The sequence below is a fragment of the Micromonospora sp. DT43 genome (genome assembly GCF_049841645.1).
Classification (GTDB): Bacteria; Actinomycetota; Actinomycetes; order Mycobacteriales; family Micromonosporaceae; genus Micromonospora.
In genome coordinates this window covers 1-14453 of the sequence record NZ_JBNCKR010000001.1, presented here as the reverse complement: position 1 = coordinate 14453, position 14453 = coordinate 1, and the positions used below count along the sequence as shown (strand labels likewise).

The following is a 14453-nucleotide window of genomic DNA, read 5'->3' as shown; positions in this document are numbered from 1 at the left end:
TTGGCGGTCAGGATCGACCGCCCGCTCATTTGCCGGCTGTGACGGGCCGCACCCGTCCGGTTCTACTGGGCCGGTTGCCCGGCTGTTCTTCCGGAGGCTCACCGGTGATGGCCGGGTCATCGCCTTACGGTGCTCAACGATACTCGACCCGCCCACCGCCGCGCCGCCGAGTAATGGCGCACGCGGGCCTAGGCTGGCCGGGTGATCCGGATCAGTTTGGACGAGCCGACGCTGGCCCGCACCCGGATCGCCACCAGCCCGCTGTGGGAGGTGATGACGAGCCTGTACGTGCTCAAGCGCAATCCGGGCGAGGCGCCCTGGCCGTACACCGGTTGGGCGCGGCACGCCCGGCGGGTCCTCGCCGAGGTGCCGGCGGTCGCACCGGTCCGGCTGCTGGCCATCGGCTCGCGGGCACCGGACTTCCTCAGCCCGGTCCCCACGTCCGCCGCGCCGACGCTGGGCGAGCAGCTCGCCGAGCTGCGCGCGACGCCGGCCGAGGTCATCGCCGAGCAGATCCCCCGCTACCACCGCCCGGACGACGTGCCCGAGTGGCTGCACCCCTTCGTGACGGACCGGCGGGCCGCCCTGGACCGGCTCGCCGACGGCATCGAGGCGTACTGGGACGCGGCCATAGCCCCGTGGTGGCCGGCGATGCGGGCGGCGCTGGACGAGGAGGTGCTGCACCGGGCGCGGGCGCTCGCCGCGGACGGCCCGGACGCGCTGCTGGCCGACCTGCACGAGCGCGTGCGCTGGGACAAGCCGGTGCTGACGCTCAGGAAGCCGTTGGAGCAGCACTTCGAGGCCGTGAACCAGCGACTGCTGCTCGTTCCGCTGATCTTCTCGCGGGGCGCGCTCGCCTGCTCCACCGATCATCCGGAGATCCTCGCCGTCTCCTACCAGGCACGCGGGGCGGTGCTGCTCGCCGAGGGCGCGCCGGCTTCGGCGTCTCGGGCCGCGCCGACCACCGACCGGTTGGCGGTGCTTGTCGGCCGGGGCCGGGCCCAGGTGCTGCGGGCGTTGACCCGGCCGGCGACCACTGCCGGTCTCGCCGCGACCCTGGGACTGGCACCGAGCACCGTCTCGGAGCAGCTCTCCGCGCTGCTCACCGCCGGTGTGGTGCATCGCCGCCGCGTCGGCCGTCGGGTGCTGTACGGCCTGGAGCCGGCCGGCGTGGCCCTGGTACAGCTCGTCGGCGACGGGCCGACGTCCGCCTCGGCCTGAGGATTCGGCCCGGCCCGAATTCGTTTCCCAGCCGCCCCGGCCACTCCTAGCCTCCGGGGATGAGCGAACACGCGATCGAGGCGGTCGGGCTGCGCCGCACGTACCGCAGCCGTACCGGGTGGTTACGACCCCAGCGCCGGGAGGTCCAGGCGGTCCGCGGCGTCGACCTGACGGTCGGCAACGGGGAGCTGTTCGGCCTGCTCGGGCCGAACGGCGCTGGTAAGACGACGACCATCAAGCTGCTGAACACGCTGCTCATCCCGACCGCCGGCGAGGCCCGGGTCTGCGGGTTCGACGTGGTCCGGCAGACCCGGGAGGTACGCCGGCGGATCGGGTACGTCTTCGGCGGCGACCGCGGCCTGTACGACAGGCTCTCCGCGCGGGACAACCTGCGCTACTTCGCCGAGCTGTACGGCGTGCCGGGGCGTGAGCAGAAGCGGCGGATCGCCGAACTGTTCGAGCTGGTCCGGCTGACCGGCCGGGAGAACGACAGGGTGGAGGGCTACTCGCGGGGCATGCGGCAGCGGCTGCACATCGCCCGGGGCCTGCTGCACCGGCCGAGTGTCCTGTTCCTCGACGAGCCGTCGATCGGGGTGGACCCGGTGGCGGCCCGGGAACTGCGGCAAACCGTGGCCGACCTCGCCGCCACCGGCACCACAGTGCTGCTCACCACCCACTACATGGCCGAGGCCGACGAGCTGTGCGGCCGGATCGCCGTGATCGCGAACGGCACGATCCAGGCCCTCGGCACTCCGGCCGAGTTGCGGCACCACGCCGACGGCCGGCAGGTGCTGGAGGTGGAGGCGTACGGGGTGGGCGACGCGCAGCTCGCCGCCATCCACGCTCTGCCGGGGGTCCGTGAGGCGAGCGTCGTCGTCGCGGGCGCGGCGCAGGTGCTGACCGTGCAGTCCGACGCGGGGGTGGACGTGCAGGCGGACGTGCTGCGGGCGCTGGAGGGGGTGCGGCTGGGTCGGGTCACGGCCCGACAACCCACTCTGGAGGACGCGTACGTGGCGATCGTCAACCGCGTCGACGCTCAGGCCACGCCCGCCGAGGCGGTGGGGGTGTGAGGACGCTGCGCATGATCGCCGTCGGCGCGCTGCTGCACACCAAGCAGCTCAGCCGCTCGCCGTTCGAGATCGCCACCGCGTTGATCATTCCAGTGGTGCAGGCGACCCTTGCCGTCTACCTGTTCCGGGCCGGCGGTGAGCCGGGTCGGCTGCTGGAGGCCGCGGTCGGGGCGGGGCTGATGGGCATCTGGTCGTCGGTGCTGTTCGGCTCGGGTGGCGCCATCCAGAACCAGCGCTGGCAGGGCACCCTGGAGATGATCATGTTGGCGCCCCGGCCGCCGGCCCTGGTGGTGCTGCCGATCACACTCGCGACCGCGCTCACCGGCACGTACGCCATGCTCGCCACGCTGGCCTGGGGTCGCCTGCTGTACGGCATCCCGCTGACCTTCGCCGATCCGCTGGCGTTCGCGGTGGCGGTGCCCGGCTGCATCGTCGGGCTCGGCATGTTCGGCCTGCTGCTCGCCTCGACGTTCGTGCTGCTGCGCAACGCCAACGCGCTCACCAACACGCTTGAGTACCCGATCTGGCTGGTCTCCGGGATGCTCATCCCGATCACCGCCCTGCCCGGCTGGACCGGCCCGATAGGCGCCGTGCTGCCCACCACGTGGGGAGCGCGGGCGGTCCGGGAGGCGGCCACCGGCAGCGGGCCGGTCTGGCCCTCGCTCGGCATCTGCCTGGCGATCAGCCTGGCCTGCCTGGCAGTCGGCGCGCTCATGATGACCCACGTCGAGCGGCGGGCCCGCGCGGCGGCCACCCTGGCCCTGGCCTGAGGAGGCGACGATGACCGCACTGCTGCGCCTGATCGGCACCGGTGGCGTGATCGCCTACCGGGCCCTGTTCAACTGGACCACCCCGGCGATGTTCGTCGGCACGCTGCTCGTCGGCCCGCTGTTCCAACTGCTCTTCTTCGCCTACCTGGGACGACAGCTCGGCGTCGCCGACGACGGTTTCTACATCACCGGCAACGCCGTGCTGGCGGCCTCGCTGGCCTGCGTGTTCGGCGGCACCATGGCCGTCTCCAACGAACGACGCTTCGGGACCCTCGGGCACGTACTGCTGTCTCCCCGCAGCCGCACCGCGGTGTTCCTCGGTCGGGTCCTGCCGTACGCCGGCAACGGGCTGCTGATCGCGGTGACCACGCTTACCGCGGCGTCGCTGCTGCTGGGCCTGCGGGTGCCCGTCGACGCGCTGCCGGGGTTGCTGCTCACCCTGGCGGTGGCGGCGTTGGCCTGCGGGTTCTTCGGCCTGACGCTTGGTGCGATTGGGCTGCGGTTCCGCGACGTCTGGCTGGTCTCCAACGTGGCGGTGGCCCTGCTGCTCCTGCTCACCGGGGTGAACGTGCCCGCCGCCGGGCTGCCGGCCTGGATGCGGGTCACCGGCGAGCTGCTGCCGATCACCCACGCGGCCGAGGCGGCCCGCCGGCTTGTCGCCGGCGAGGGTTTCCGGGCCGCCGCGCCCCAGCTCGCCGCCGAACTGGCCATCGGCGTCGGGTACGCGATCCTGGCCGCCGCCCTGCTCAAGGTCTTCGAAGCCGAATCCCGCCGCCGAGCCTCCCTAGAAACCCTCTAACCCTCTACCCCCCACCCCCCGCCCCGCCCCGCCCCGCCCCGCCCCGGTGATCATGAAGTTATTGCCCGTCACAGCGGCGTGTCGTGACAACAACTTCATGATCGACCGGAGGGGGTGGGGTTACGGGGCCGGGAGGGTGGTGTTCCAGAGGGAGGCGCCGTCGCGGTCGCGCAGGTGGACCGTCAGTGCCGCCGACTCGCCGTCGATGGACACCTCGCCGAAGTGCTGGAAGCCCTCGGCCGGCGACGTGTTGGCCCGCGGCGGGGCGTGCACGAAGACCGCCTGCGGGCCGAATGTGCCGTCCAGCGCGTTCGGGCCGAACGCGCCGGCGTGCGCGGGCCCGGACACGAACTCCCAGAACGGCGTGAAGTCGCCGACCGCCGCGCGTGCCGGGTCGTAGTGGTGCGCGGCCGAGTAGTGCACGTCGGCGGTGAGGAAGACCATGCCTGTCACGCCGGCCCGGTGGGTGGCCCGCAGCACCTCGGCGAACTCCAGCTCACGGCCGAGCGGCGCCCCCGGGTCGCCCTGCGCGACACCCTCCTGCGTGCCCGGCCCGTCCGGCACCACCACCCCGATCGGCAGGTCGTTGGCGATCACCTTCCAGGTCGCCGTGGAGCGCTTCAGCTCCCGGATCAGCCACTCCCGCTGCTCGCGGCCGAGCAGACCGCGCTTCGGGTCGGCGTACGTGTTGCCGTCGTTGGGGTCCTTGTGGGTCCGCATGTCGAGCACGAACACGTCCAGCAGCGGCCCGTACGGAATCCGCCGGTACAGCGGCCCGTCGTCCGGCACCGGAAGCCACTCGTGGAACGCCTGAGCGGCCCGCGCGGCGAGCACGTCGACCCGCCGCTCGGTGTAGCGCGGGTCGTCCAGGATCTCCCCCGGGTACCAGTTGTTGAGGACCTCGTGGTCGTCCCACTGGTTGATCTGCGGCACCGCCGCGGCGAACTCCCGCAGGTGCGCGTCGAGCAGGTTGTAGGCGAACTGTCCCCGGTACTCGGTGAGCGTCTCGGCGACCTTGCTCTTCTCCGGGGTCACCAGGTTGCGCCAGATCCGCCCGTCGGGCAGCGTCACCGACTCGACAAGCGGGCCGTCGGCGTACACGGTGTCGCCGCTGCACAGGTAGAAGTCCGGGCGCGTCTCCCGCATCGCCCGGAAGATCGACAGTCCGCCGAAGTTGCTGTCGATCCCCCAGCCCTGCCCGACGATGTCGCCGGTCCAGACGAACGTCACGTCGCGCCGCCGGTGCCGGCCCGGCGCGGTGGTCAGCGACCCGGTCAGCGGCTCGCTGACCACACCGTGCCGCTCCAGGCTCTCCACCCGGACCCGGTAGTGCAGCCGCTCGGCGTCCGGTAGGCCCCGCAGCCGCACCTTGCCGGTGAAGTCCGTGCTCGGGCCGACCACCGGGCCACGCAGCTGCCGCGCGCCCCGGAAGTCGGGCCGCCGGCTCACCTCGACAAGCATCCGGCCCGGGCGGTCGGCCCGCGTCCAGACCAGCGCCGAGTCGGCTGTCACGTCGCCGCTCTGCACACCGTGGGTGAGCACGGGGCGTCCCGCTGGGCGCCAGGCCGGAGCGGCCTTCGCGCCGGCGCCGCCCAGCAGCGCGCCGCCGGCGACTCCGGCCCCGGCCACCAGGCCGGCACGCAGCAGGGTACGTCGATCAAGCTCGGTCATGCTTCCTCCCGGTCATGGGTTGACCCCGTCGGTCTATCGGGCGGAGATGGCCGTGCTCGACGGTCCGCGTGACAGGGGTCCGAACGCCGGTTGTCCGGACGGCGTGACCGGGGTCACCGCCGCGGCTGTCACGGCCCGCCCCGGTTCCCGCGTCGTAGCGGTGTCGGATCGAACAGGGAGTTGGTCATGCAACGAATGAGGCTCTTCGAGGTCGCGCCGCAGGGATACCAGGCGGTGTCGGGTCTGGAGAAGTACGTCCAGGCGAACGTCGACCACACCGTGCTGGAGCTGGTCAAGCTGCGGGCGTCGATGCTGAACGGCTGCGCGTACTGCGTGGACATGCACAGCCGCGACGCCCTCGCCGCCGGCGAGTCGAGCCGGCGACTGTTCGCCGTGTCCGCCTGGCGGGAGGCACTGTCGCTCTTCGACGAGCGGGAGCAGACCGCGCTGGCGCTCACCGACGCGGTGACCCGGCTCGGCGAGCACGGCGTGTCGGACGAGGTGTGGGACGCCGCCGCGAAGGTCTGGTCGGAGAAGGAACTTGCCGATCTGGTCCTCGCGATCGCCACAATCAACGTGTGGAATCGCATCGCCGTGACGACGCACACGGAGCCCCCGGCGCAGGTGTGACGACCGAGGCGGCAGAGGCGGCCGGTGCGCTCCAGGCGCACCGGCCGATGCTGCTCGGGCTCGCGTACCGCCTGCTCGGCAGCCGGCACGACGCGGAGGACGTGCTCCAGGAGGCGTACCTGCGGTGGCTGGGCGTGGACCGGGCAACAGTGACCGAGCCGCGCCGCTACCTGTCCCGAGTGGTCACGCGGCTGGCGCTGGACCGCCTACGGGCCCGGCAGAAGGCCCGCGAGACGTACGTCGGGCCGTGGCTGCCCGAGCCGGTGCCGACCGAGCCCTCGCCGTTCGGGCCGCTGGATCGCGCGGAACTGCGCGACTCGCTGTCCACCGCCCTGCTGCACGTGCTGGAACGGCTCACCCCGCCGGAGCGCGCGGTGTACGTCCTGCGCACCGCTTTCGACCTGCCGTACGCCGAGATCGCGGAGATCCTGGACCGCACCCCCGAGGACTGCCGGCAGCTGCACCACCGGGCGACCACGCGCGTACACCAGGAGCGCCGTCGCTTCACCGCCAGCCGGGCGGAGCGTGAGCGGCTGCTGGACGCGTTCCTCGCCGCCGCCCGAAACGGGGACCTGGCGACGCTCACCAGCCTGGTGGCCGCGGACGTGACGGCGTGGAACGACGGCGGCGGTCGGGTGCGTTCCGCCCGCAACCCGCTGCGGGGCGCGGACCGGGTCGTCCGGTTCTACGCCGGGGTCTACGGCCCACGCCGCGAGTGGACGGCGCGTCGGCTGGAGTTGAACGGCGAACCCGCCATCCTGCTGACCCGCGCGGACGGCGGCCGCTACACGATGACCGTCACCGCCGCCGACGGTCGGATCACAGGCGTCTACGTCGTGGGCAACCCGGAGAAGCTGCCGCCGGTCGTCTGAAACCCGACACCGTCAGCTCAGCTCGGGGAACCAGAGCCCGATCTCGCGCTTGGCGCTGTCCGTCGAGTCGGAGGCGTGCACCAGGTTCTCCCGGTTGGACAGCGACAGGTCACCCCGGATCGTACCGGCGGCGGCCCTGCGGCCGTCGGTCGCGCCGACCAACCCGCGGACCACGTCGATGACCTGGTCACCGGAGAGCACCAGGGCGACAAGCGGGCCGCCGGTCATGAAGTCCTTCAGCGGTGGGTAGAACGCCTTGTCGACGTGCTCGGCGTAGTGCGCGTCGGCGAGCGCCGCGTCCATCGTCCGGTGCACCATCGCGTCGATCCGCAGCCCCTTGCGCTCGAAGCGGGAGAGGACCTCGCCGACCAGGCCGCGGCGGACCGCGTCGGGCTTGATCAGCACGAGGCTGCGCTCATCCGGGCTGTTGCTGGACACGCTGGGTTCCTCCTGTACGCGCAGAACGCTTGGGCTCGGTACGGTCAGCCTAGCGACCCGGTCCCGGCGCCGGCGCGGCGGCCGGTCTTTCCCCCGGTGGCCGATCCGGCCTAGCCTGGCCCTGACCCCCGGGAGGTCCACTGTGGCGAATGGCGGGAACCGGCCCATCGCGCCGGTACGCAAGCTCATCGGCACGGTGCTCGGCACCGTGGCCACCTTCGTCGTCCTCTTCGGGCTGGGGATGACCAGCTGGGCCATCGTGGCGCTCGGGGTCGCCCTGCTGGTGCTGGCGATCGCGCTGGCCACCGTGCGCGGCGGCGGGCGCACCTGGGTGGTCGGCGTGGCGCACGTGCACAGCGCCTCCGAGCCACCCACCCAGTACGCGTTCGGCCGGTGTGAGCTGCAACTGGTCATCGACGCGCCCGGTCTGCCGCCCCGATCCAAGAAGATCATCGAGCCACGGGTGCCGGTCTCCAAGTGGCCGTCGCTGGGTCAGACCCTGCCGATCCGGGTCGCGCTTGACGACCAGCGGCACGTCAAGGTCCTCTGGGACGAGGTGCCCACCCACGCCGAGACCGCCGCGGCCGTCGGCGACCTGCCACCGGAGTTCGGCGACATCGAGGCCGTGGACGACGTTCTCATCCAGCAGGACGCCCCGCCGTGGGCGGACCGCGCGGCGGACGACGATTTCTCCGACGACTACCGGGATCCGCGCGACAGCGAGGGATTCCGCGAGCCGCGTGGTGGTGAGGTGTTCCGGGACGCCCGCGACGGTGACCCGTTCCGCGACCCGCGCGGCCCCGACGTGTTCCGCGACCCGCGCGGCCCGGACCCGCTACGCGACGACCCGGCTGTCGCGCCCGACGAGCGCGAGCCTGTGGTGATGAGCCAGAGCCCGGGCGGCCCGGTGGTGCTCGAAGGCGTCGTCGTCGAGCCACAGACCGGTCCGGGGCTGCCCCGACGGGCCACCCCCGCGCCGCGCCCACCGGCGGAGGAGCACTTCGACCAGTCCGGCCCGGACCCGCTCGCCCCGACCGACGACCGACCAGGCGACCGCTTCGTACCGGGGCCCGACGACCGGCCCGCGACCGCCGAGGACCACCTCGACCCGCCCGCCGCGCCGCGCGTCGACCCACCTCCGGCGCAGCGCACCGGCCCGGTCGCCATGGACCCACTGGACCCGCTGGACCTGCCACTGGACGATCCGACCCCGACCGGGACGGCCCGCGAGACCGTCACCGCCGAGGACCTGGACGAGGCGATCTTCGGGTACGACGGCGCGTCCGCGGCTGATCCGGCCGGCCCGATCAGCGGTGTCGGCCTGACCCTGCTGGTCACCGACCTGTCCCGATCGCTCGGCTTCTACCGCGACATGCTCGGCTTCACCGAGGTCGACCAGGGCGCCGGCAATGCCGTGCTCGCCTCCGGCACGACCCGGCTGGTGCTGCGCGAGGTGACCGGGGCGGCGCCGATCAGCCGCCGGCTGGTGCACGTCAACCTGGAGGTGGACGACATCGAGGCGGCGTACGGCCGGCTGCGCGACTCCGGCGTCCGTTTCACGTACGCGCCCCGGGTGGTCAACCGGGGCAGCAGGCTGGAGGTGTGGGCGGCGGCCTTCCGGGACCCGGACGGCCACGGCATCGCCCTCACCCAGTGGCGCGAACGGGCCGACGCCTGACCCGACCCGGTCGGACCGTCAGCCGAGGATGACCCGGCGGACGTGCAGGGCGTACGCCCACACCAGGGCGAAGATGATGCCCAGCACGAACAGCGACCAGTGCAGCAGACCAGCCAGGATCAGCAGGCCCTGCAGCACGGTGCCGGCGTGCCAGGCCCAGGGGCGGCGCATCGTCCCGGCGAGTACGACGGCGGCCACCGCCAGGGCCACCACCGCCGCGATCGCGGCTCCGCCGAGGTCGCCACCGACCACCCGGATCGGCTGGATGGCCAGCAGCAGCACCAGCGCCTCCAGGCTGAGCGTCCCCGCGCCCAGGCCGCGTACCGCCCGCTCGGGGTTGCGCAGCCCGGACCGCCGCGTCGGTCCGGCCCCCGGCTCCCCCGCCGGGGTCTCGGCGGGGTCCGTCGTGGCGTGCGGGTCCTGTTCCGGGCCTGTCATCGCTTGAACAGCCGGCGTGCGTCGGCCACCGTGACCACCGATCCGGTCACCAGGACCCCGACGCCGCTGAGCTCGCCCGGGACGTCCTCCTCGGCAAGCGCGACCGCAAGCTCGATCGCGTCCGGCATCTCCTCGGCCACCTCGACGCGCTCCTCGCCGAAGATCTCGGCGGCGAGCGCGGCGAGTTCCTTCGTCGGCATCGCCCGCGGCGAGCTGTTGCGGGTGACCACCACGACGTCGGCCACCGGCTCCAGCAGCTCCAACAGGCTGCTCGCGTCCTTGTCGGCGAGCACGCCGATCAGCGCCACCAACTTGCTGAACGCGAACTCCTCCTGCAGGGCGGTGACTGTCGCGGCCATGCCGTGCGGGTTGTGCGCGCCGTCGAGCAGGACGGTCGGCGCATTGCGGACCCGCTCCAGCCGCCCCGGGGAGCTGGCCATGGCGAAGCCCTCCCGGACCGCCTCGACGTCCAGCTGCCGGCGGGCCCCGGCACCGAGGAACGCCTCCACCGCGGCGAGCGCCACAGCGGCGTTCTGCGCCTGGTGCGCGCCGTGCAGCGGGAGGAACACGTCGTCGTAGACGCCGCCGAGGCCCTGCAGTTTGAGCACCTGCCCGCCGACGGCGACCGCCCGGCTCAGGACACCGAACTCACCACCCTCCCGGGCGATGGTGGCGCCAACCTCGGCGCAGCGTTCGAGGAGGGGACGCGCGGCCTCCTCCTCCTGCGCCGCGGCGATCACCGTGGCGCCCGGGTGGATGATGCCGGCCTTGGCCAGCGCGATGTCCTGGAGGGTGTCGCCGAGCCACTCGGTGTGGTCGAGGCCGATCGGGGTGATCACGCAGACCCCGGCCTGGATGACGTTCGTGGCGTCCTCGGCGCCGCCGAGCCCCACCTCGACCACAGCGATGTCGACAGGCGCGTCGGCGAACGTGGCGAACGCCAGCGCGGTGGTCATGTCGAAGTACGTCAGCGGCTCGTCCGACCGCGCGTCGACCAGCTCCGCCAGCGGCTTGATCTCCCCGTACACAGTGGCGAACCGCTCCTCGCTCACCGGCTCGCCGTCCAGGCTGATCCGCTCCCGCACGGTCTCCAGGTGCGGGCTCGTGTACCGGCCGGTGTGCAGCCCGAACGCCCGCAGCAGCGAGTCGATCATCCGCGCGGTGGAGGTCTTGCCATTGGTGCCGGTCAGGTGGATCGACGGGTACGCCCGCTGCGGGCTGCCCAGCAGGTCGAGCAGTGACTCGATACGGTCCAGCTCGAAGACCATGCGAGTGAAACCGCGGGCGTTCAGCTCGGCTTCGGCGGCGGCGAAATCGGTACGGTCGGTCACGAGGGCAGTGTCTCCAGAGCAGCGGTGATCCGGACCAGGTCGGCCTCGGCGGTGGCGAGCCGTTCGCGGATCTTCGCGACGACCGGCTCGGGGGCCTTGCCGATGAAGGCAGGGTTGTCGAGCTTCGCCCGTGCCTGCGCGATCTCCTTCTCGGCCGCCGCGCGGTCCTTCGTCAGCCGGGCCCGCTCGGCGGCCACGTCGATCGACCCCCGGGTGTCCAACGCGACACCCACCGCACCGGGCATGGCCAGCGTGGCGCTGGCCTGGAAGTCGTCGCCGGCCGCGTCCAGCCGCACCAGCGACCGGATCAGCGGCTCGTGGGCCGCGATGCCGGCCCCGGCCAGCCCGTCCAGGCGGGCGGCCACCCGCTGCGTCGGGCGCAGCCCCTGGTCGGAACGGAACCGGCGGATCTCGGTGACGACCCGCTGCACACCGGCCAGCTCGGCCTCGGCGGCGTCGTCGACGAGCGACCGGTCGGCCACCGGCCAGGCCGCGGCCTGCACCGTCTCGCCGCCGGTCAGCGCGACCCACAGCTCCTCGGTGACGAACGGGATGACCGGGTGCAGCAGCCGCAGCAGTTGGTCGAGCACGTGCCCGAGCACCCGCCGGCTGGCGTCGGCGCGCTCGCCGCCCTCGGCGAGCACCGGCTTGCTCAGCTCCACGTACCAGTCGCAGACGTCGTCCCAGGCGAAGTGGTAGAGCAGGTCGCACACCTTGGCGAACTCGTACGCCTCGAACTGCTCGTCGACCTCGGCGGTGACGTGCGCCAACCGGGACAGGATCCACCTGTCGACGGTGGAGAGCTGCTCGACGGGCGGCAGGTCACCAGTGGTGTGCGCGCCGTTCATCAGGGCGAACCGGGTGGCGTTCCAGAGCTTGTTGCAGAAGTTGCGCGAACCCTGGCACCACTCCTCGCTGACCGGGACGTCCTGGCCGGGGTTCGCGCCCCGCGCCAGGGTGAACCGGGTGGCGTCGGCGCCGTACCTGTCGATCCAGTCCAGCGGGTCGACCACGTTGCCGAACGACTTCGACATCTTCTTGCCGAACTGGTCGCGCACCATGCCGTGCAGCGCGACCACGTCGAAGGGCGGCCGGCCGTCCATCGCGTAGAGGCCGAACATCATCATCCGGGCGACCCAGAAGAACAGGATGTCGTACCCGGTGACCAGCACGCTGGTCGGATAGAACTTCGCCAGGTCCGGTGTCTGCTCGGGCCACCCGAGGGTGGAGAACGGCCACAGGCCGCTGGAGAACCACGTGTCCAGGACGTCCTCGTCCTGGTGCCAGCCCTCGCCGGTCGGCGCCTCCTCGTCGGGGCCGACGCAGACGATCTCGCCCGCCGGGCCGTACCAGACCGGGATGCGGTGCCCCCACCACAGCTGGCGGGAGATGCACCAGTCGTGCATGTTGTCGACCCAGGCGAAGTAGCGCTTGGCCAACTCGGCCGGCTCGATGCGAACCCGGCCGTCGCGGACCGCGTCGCCGGCGGCCTGCGCGAGCGGGGCGGTGTTGACGAACCACTGCAGCGACAGCCGCGGCTCGACTGTCGTCTTGCAGCGGGAGCAGTGCCCGACCGCGTGCACGTAAGGGCGCTTCTCGGCGACGATCCGGCCCTGCTCGCGCAGCGCGGCCACGATCGCCGGCCGCGCCTCGAACCGGTCCAACCCCTCGAAGGGACCGGGCACGGTGATCACGCCGCGCTCGTCCATCACTGTCAGCGCGGGCAGGTCGTGGCGCTGGCCGATCTCGAAGTCGTTCGGGTCGTGGGCCGGCGTCACCTTGACCATGCCGGTGCCGAAGCTCGGGTCGACGTGCGCGTCGGCGACGATCGGGATCCGGCGGCCGGTCAACGGCAGCTCGACCTCGGTGCCGATCAGGTGCTGGTAGCGCTCGTCGTCGGGGTGCACCGCCACGGCGGTGTCGCCGAGCATCGTCTCGGCCCGGGTGGTGGCCACCACCACCTCGTCGCTGTAGCGGATGGAGATCAGCTCACCGTCGTCGTCGGTGTGCTCGACCTCGATGTCGGAGAGCGCGGTGAGGCAGCGCGGACACCAGTTGATGATCCGGTTGGCCCGGTAGATGAGACCGTCGTCGAAGAGCTTCTTGAAGATCGTCTGGACGGCGCGGGTCAGCCCCGCGTCCATCGTGAAACGCTCCCGGTCCCAGTCGACGGAGTCACCGAGGCGGCGCATCTGGCCGAGGATGGCGCCACCGGACTCGGCCTTCCACTGCCAGACCCGCTCGACGAACTTCTCCCGGCCGAGATCGTGGCGGGAGAGCCCCTCGGCGGCGAGCTGACGCTCGACCAGGTTCTGGGTGGCGATGCCGGCATGGTCCATGCCGGGCAGCCACAACGCCTCGAAGCCCTGCATCCGCTTGCGCCGGGTCAACGCGTCCATGAGCGTGTGCTCGAACGCGTGGCCCATGTGCAGCGAGCCGGTGACGTTCGGCGGGGGGATCACGATGGTGAAGGGGGGCTTGTCGCTGTCGGCGGAGGCCCGGAAGTGCCCAGCGGCTACCCACTGCTCGTACCGTCGCTGCTCTACCTCGCCGGGCTGATACTGGCCGGCAAGGGTCGGGGCGTCGGGGCGTCGGGCATCCAGTCTCTCGGTCACCTGACAAGTCTACGGAGGGCTTCCGCGGACCTGACGTGCGCCACCTGTCGTTCGCGTACGGTGTCGGCTATGTCCGACGCACATCTCACCCAACGTTCGTTCGCCGACAGTCGCGAGCCGGTCGAGCTGACCGAGGAGCCGATCCAGCTGAGCACCCGGGACACCGGGGGCGACCCCGACGAGCGGTCCGGCGGCTGGTCCCGGCGCCGCAAGATCGGCTGGACGGTCGCGCTGGCCGTCGGTCTCGCGGGTGCGAGTGTGCTGGGGGTCGGCGGGTGGCGCGTGGCGCAGCAGAAGGACACCCGGCTGAGTTCGCCCGACCAGGTGGCGGGGTTGACCCGGGACGACAGCGAGCGGGCCAAGAGCACGGCTGACTATCTGCGCAGCGGCCTGGCCGCCGACATCGAGCTGGACCGCAGTTTCGGCACCGTCTACCGCGATCCCACGGACGACAAGCGCTCGGTGCTGATCTTCGGTGGCACCACGCTGCTCTGGCAGCCCGAGCGTGACCTGGACAGCCTCTTCGGCCTGATGTCCGACGAGACCGGGGCAGTGACAGGCCTCCGCGAGGTGCCCGCGGGTGACCTGGGTGGCGTCATGAAGTGCGGCAGCACCAGCGGCGACGGCGGCGACTTCGCGGTGTGCGGCTGGGCGGACCACGGCAGCGTCGTGATGGCGATGTTCCCCGGTAGGTCGGTGACCGACGCCGGCACCCTGTTCCGCGACCTTCGCGGGGACATGCAGACCCGCGACTGATCTCCCGTCCGGCCGCCGGAACCGCGCGGCCACGTAGCAGACGGCGAACGCAGAAAAGCCCACCCCGAGAGGGGTGGGCTTTTCTGAAAGATTGTCCGGCGGTGTCCTACTCTCCCACACCCTCACGAGTGCAGTACCATCGGCGCTGGAGGGCTTAGCTTCCG

Annotated in this window: 13 protein-coding genes and 1 rRNA gene; 8 read left to right on the top strand and 6 right to left on the bottom strand. The window is 72.2% G+C overall.

The features are described from left to right. The first annotated feature begins 201 nt into the window (after positions 1–201). From ACLQ26_RS00070 to ACLQ26_RS00055, 4 genes are read left to right on the top strand one after another with little or no spacing between them, the layout of a single operon-like run. A complete protein-coding gene (locus ACLQ26_RS00070) occupies positions 202–1221 on the top strand; it encodes an ArsR family transcriptional regulator (RefSeq protein ID WP_425742502.1) in 1020 nt (339 codons plus the stop codon). 59 nt (positions 1222–1280) lie between these two features. Next, positions 1281–2291 (top strand): ATP-binding cassette domain-containing protein, encoded by a 1011-nt coding sequence (locus ACLQ26_RS00065; protein ID WP_425742501.1) that lies wholly within the window; start codon positions 1281–1283, stop codon positions 2289–2291. Next, positions 2288–3061: an ABC transporter permease gene (locus ACLQ26_RS00060; protein ID WP_425742500.1), complete on the top strand. Its 774-nt coding sequence runs from the start codon at positions 2288–2290 to the stop codon at positions 3059–3061. Before ACLQ26_RS00065 ends, ACLQ26_RS00060 begins: the two co-directional genes overlap by 4 nt. Before the next feature lie 10 nt (positions 3062–3071). Continuing rightward, on the top strand, positions 3072–3860 hold the full coding sequence (locus tag ACLQ26_RS00055; RefSeq protein ID WP_425742499.1) for an ABC transporter permease: 789 nt from the start codon (positions 3072–3074) through the stop codon (positions 3858–3860). 120 nt (positions 3861–3980) lie between these two features. Here the strand turns inward: ACLQ26_RS00055 and ACLQ26_RS00050 are convergent, their stop codons facing one another. Next, positions 3981–5531, bottom strand: coding sequence for an alkaline phosphatase D family protein (locus ACLQ26_RS00050; protein ID WP_425742498.1), 1551 nt, complete (start codon positions 5529–5531; stop codon positions 3981–3983). Between the two features lie 186 nt (positions 5532–5717). Between ACLQ26_RS00050 and ACLQ26_RS00045 the strand changes: the two genes are divergently transcribed. Both ACLQ26_RS00045 and sigJ read left to right on the top strand, forming a co-directional pair. Then, entirely contained in the window at positions 5718–6161 is a 444-nt protein-coding gene (locus tag ACLQ26_RS00045) for a carboxymuconolactone decarboxylase family protein (protein WP_425742497.1), read from the top strand. Beyond that, entirely contained in the window at positions 6158–7033 is an 876-nt protein-coding gene (sigJ, locus tag ACLQ26_RS00040; RefSeq protein WP_425742496.1) for an RNA polymerase sigma factor SigJ, read from the top strand. Before ACLQ26_RS00045 ends, sigJ begins: the two co-directional genes overlap by 4 nt. A gap of 12 nt (positions 7034–7045) precedes the next feature. Here the strand turns inward: sigJ and ndk are convergent, their stop codons facing one another. After that, positions 7046–7471 (bottom strand): nucleoside-diphosphate kinase, encoded by a 426-nt coding sequence (gene ndk / locus ACLQ26_RS00035; protein WP_354862410.1) that lies wholly within the window; start codon positions 7469–7471, stop codon positions 7046–7048. A gap of 142 nt (positions 7472–7613) precedes the next feature. On the opposite strand from ndk, the gene ACLQ26_RS00030 reads away from it, so the two are divergent. After that, positions 7614–9149, top strand: coding sequence for a VOC family protein (locus ACLQ26_RS00030; RefSeq protein ID WP_425742495.1), 1536 nt, complete (start codon positions 7614–7616; stop codon positions 9147–9149). 18 nt (positions 9150–9167) lie between these two features. On the opposite strand, the gene ACLQ26_RS00025 is transcribed toward ACLQ26_RS00030, so the two are convergent. From ACLQ26_RS00025 to ACLQ26_RS00015, 3 genes are read right to left on the bottom strand one after another with little or no spacing between them, the layout of a single operon-like run. Then, complete coding sequence (locus ACLQ26_RS00025; protein ID WP_425742494.1) at positions 9168–9587, bottom strand: DUF4233 domain-containing protein; 420 nt, start codon at positions 9585–9587, stop codon at positions 9168–9170. Beyond that, complete coding sequence (locus ACLQ26_RS00020; protein WP_425742493.1) at positions 9584–10918, bottom strand: bifunctional folylpolyglutamate synthase/dihydrofolate synthase; 1335 nt, start codon at positions 10916–10918, stop codon at positions 9584–9586. Before ACLQ26_RS00020 ends, ACLQ26_RS00025 begins: the two co-directional genes overlap by 4 nt. Continuing rightward, a complete protein-coding gene (locus ACLQ26_RS00015) occupies positions 10915–13533 on the bottom strand; it encodes a valine--tRNA ligase (protein WP_425742491.1) in 2619 nt (872 codons plus the stop codon). The genes ACLQ26_RS00020 and ACLQ26_RS00015 overlap by 4 nt, the downstream gene beginning before the upstream one ends. A gap of 69 nt (positions 13534–13602) precedes the next feature. Here ACLQ26_RS00015 and ACLQ26_RS00010 point away from each other — a divergent pair, with 69 nt between their 5' ends. Continuing rightward, complete coding sequence (locus ACLQ26_RS00010) at positions 13603–14289, top strand: hypothetical protein (protein ID WP_425742490.1); 687 nt, start codon at positions 13603–13605, stop codon at positions 14287–14289. Positions 14290–14382: 93 nt separating this feature from the next. Here ACLQ26_RS00010 and rrf read toward each other — a convergent pair. Further along, positions 14383–14453, bottom strand: a 5S ribosomal RNA gene (rrf, locus tag ACLQ26_RS00005); the annotation flags it as partial.

What these genes read in the sequence shown, in the direction of transcription:
- ACLQ26_RS00065 (WP_425742501.1), top strand. Translation starts at nt 1,281, where the DNA reads ATGAGCGAACACGCGATCGAGGCGGTCGGGCTGCGCCGCACGTACCGC.
- ACLQ26_RS00055 (WP_425742499.1), top strand. Translation starts at nt 3,072, where the DNA reads ATGACCGCACTGCTGCGCCTGATCGGCACCGGTGGCGTGATCGCCTAC.
- ACLQ26_RS00050 (WP_425742498.1), bottom strand. Translation starts at nt 5,531, where the DNA reads ATGACCGAGCTTGATCGACGTACCCTGCTGCGTGCCGGCCTGGTGGCC.
- ACLQ26_RS00045 (WP_425742497.1), top strand. Translation starts at nt 5,718, where the DNA reads ATGCAACGAATGAGGCTCTTCGAGGTCGCGCCGCAGGGATACCAGGCG.
- ACLQ26_RS00025 (WP_425742494.1), bottom strand. Translation starts at nt 9,587, where the DNA reads ATGACAGGCCCGGAACAGGACCCGCACGCCACGACGGACCCCGCCGAG.
- ACLQ26_RS00010 (WP_425742490.1), top strand. Translation starts at nt 13,603, where the DNA reads ATGTCCGACGCACATCTCACCCAACGTTCGTTCGCCGACAGTCGCGAG.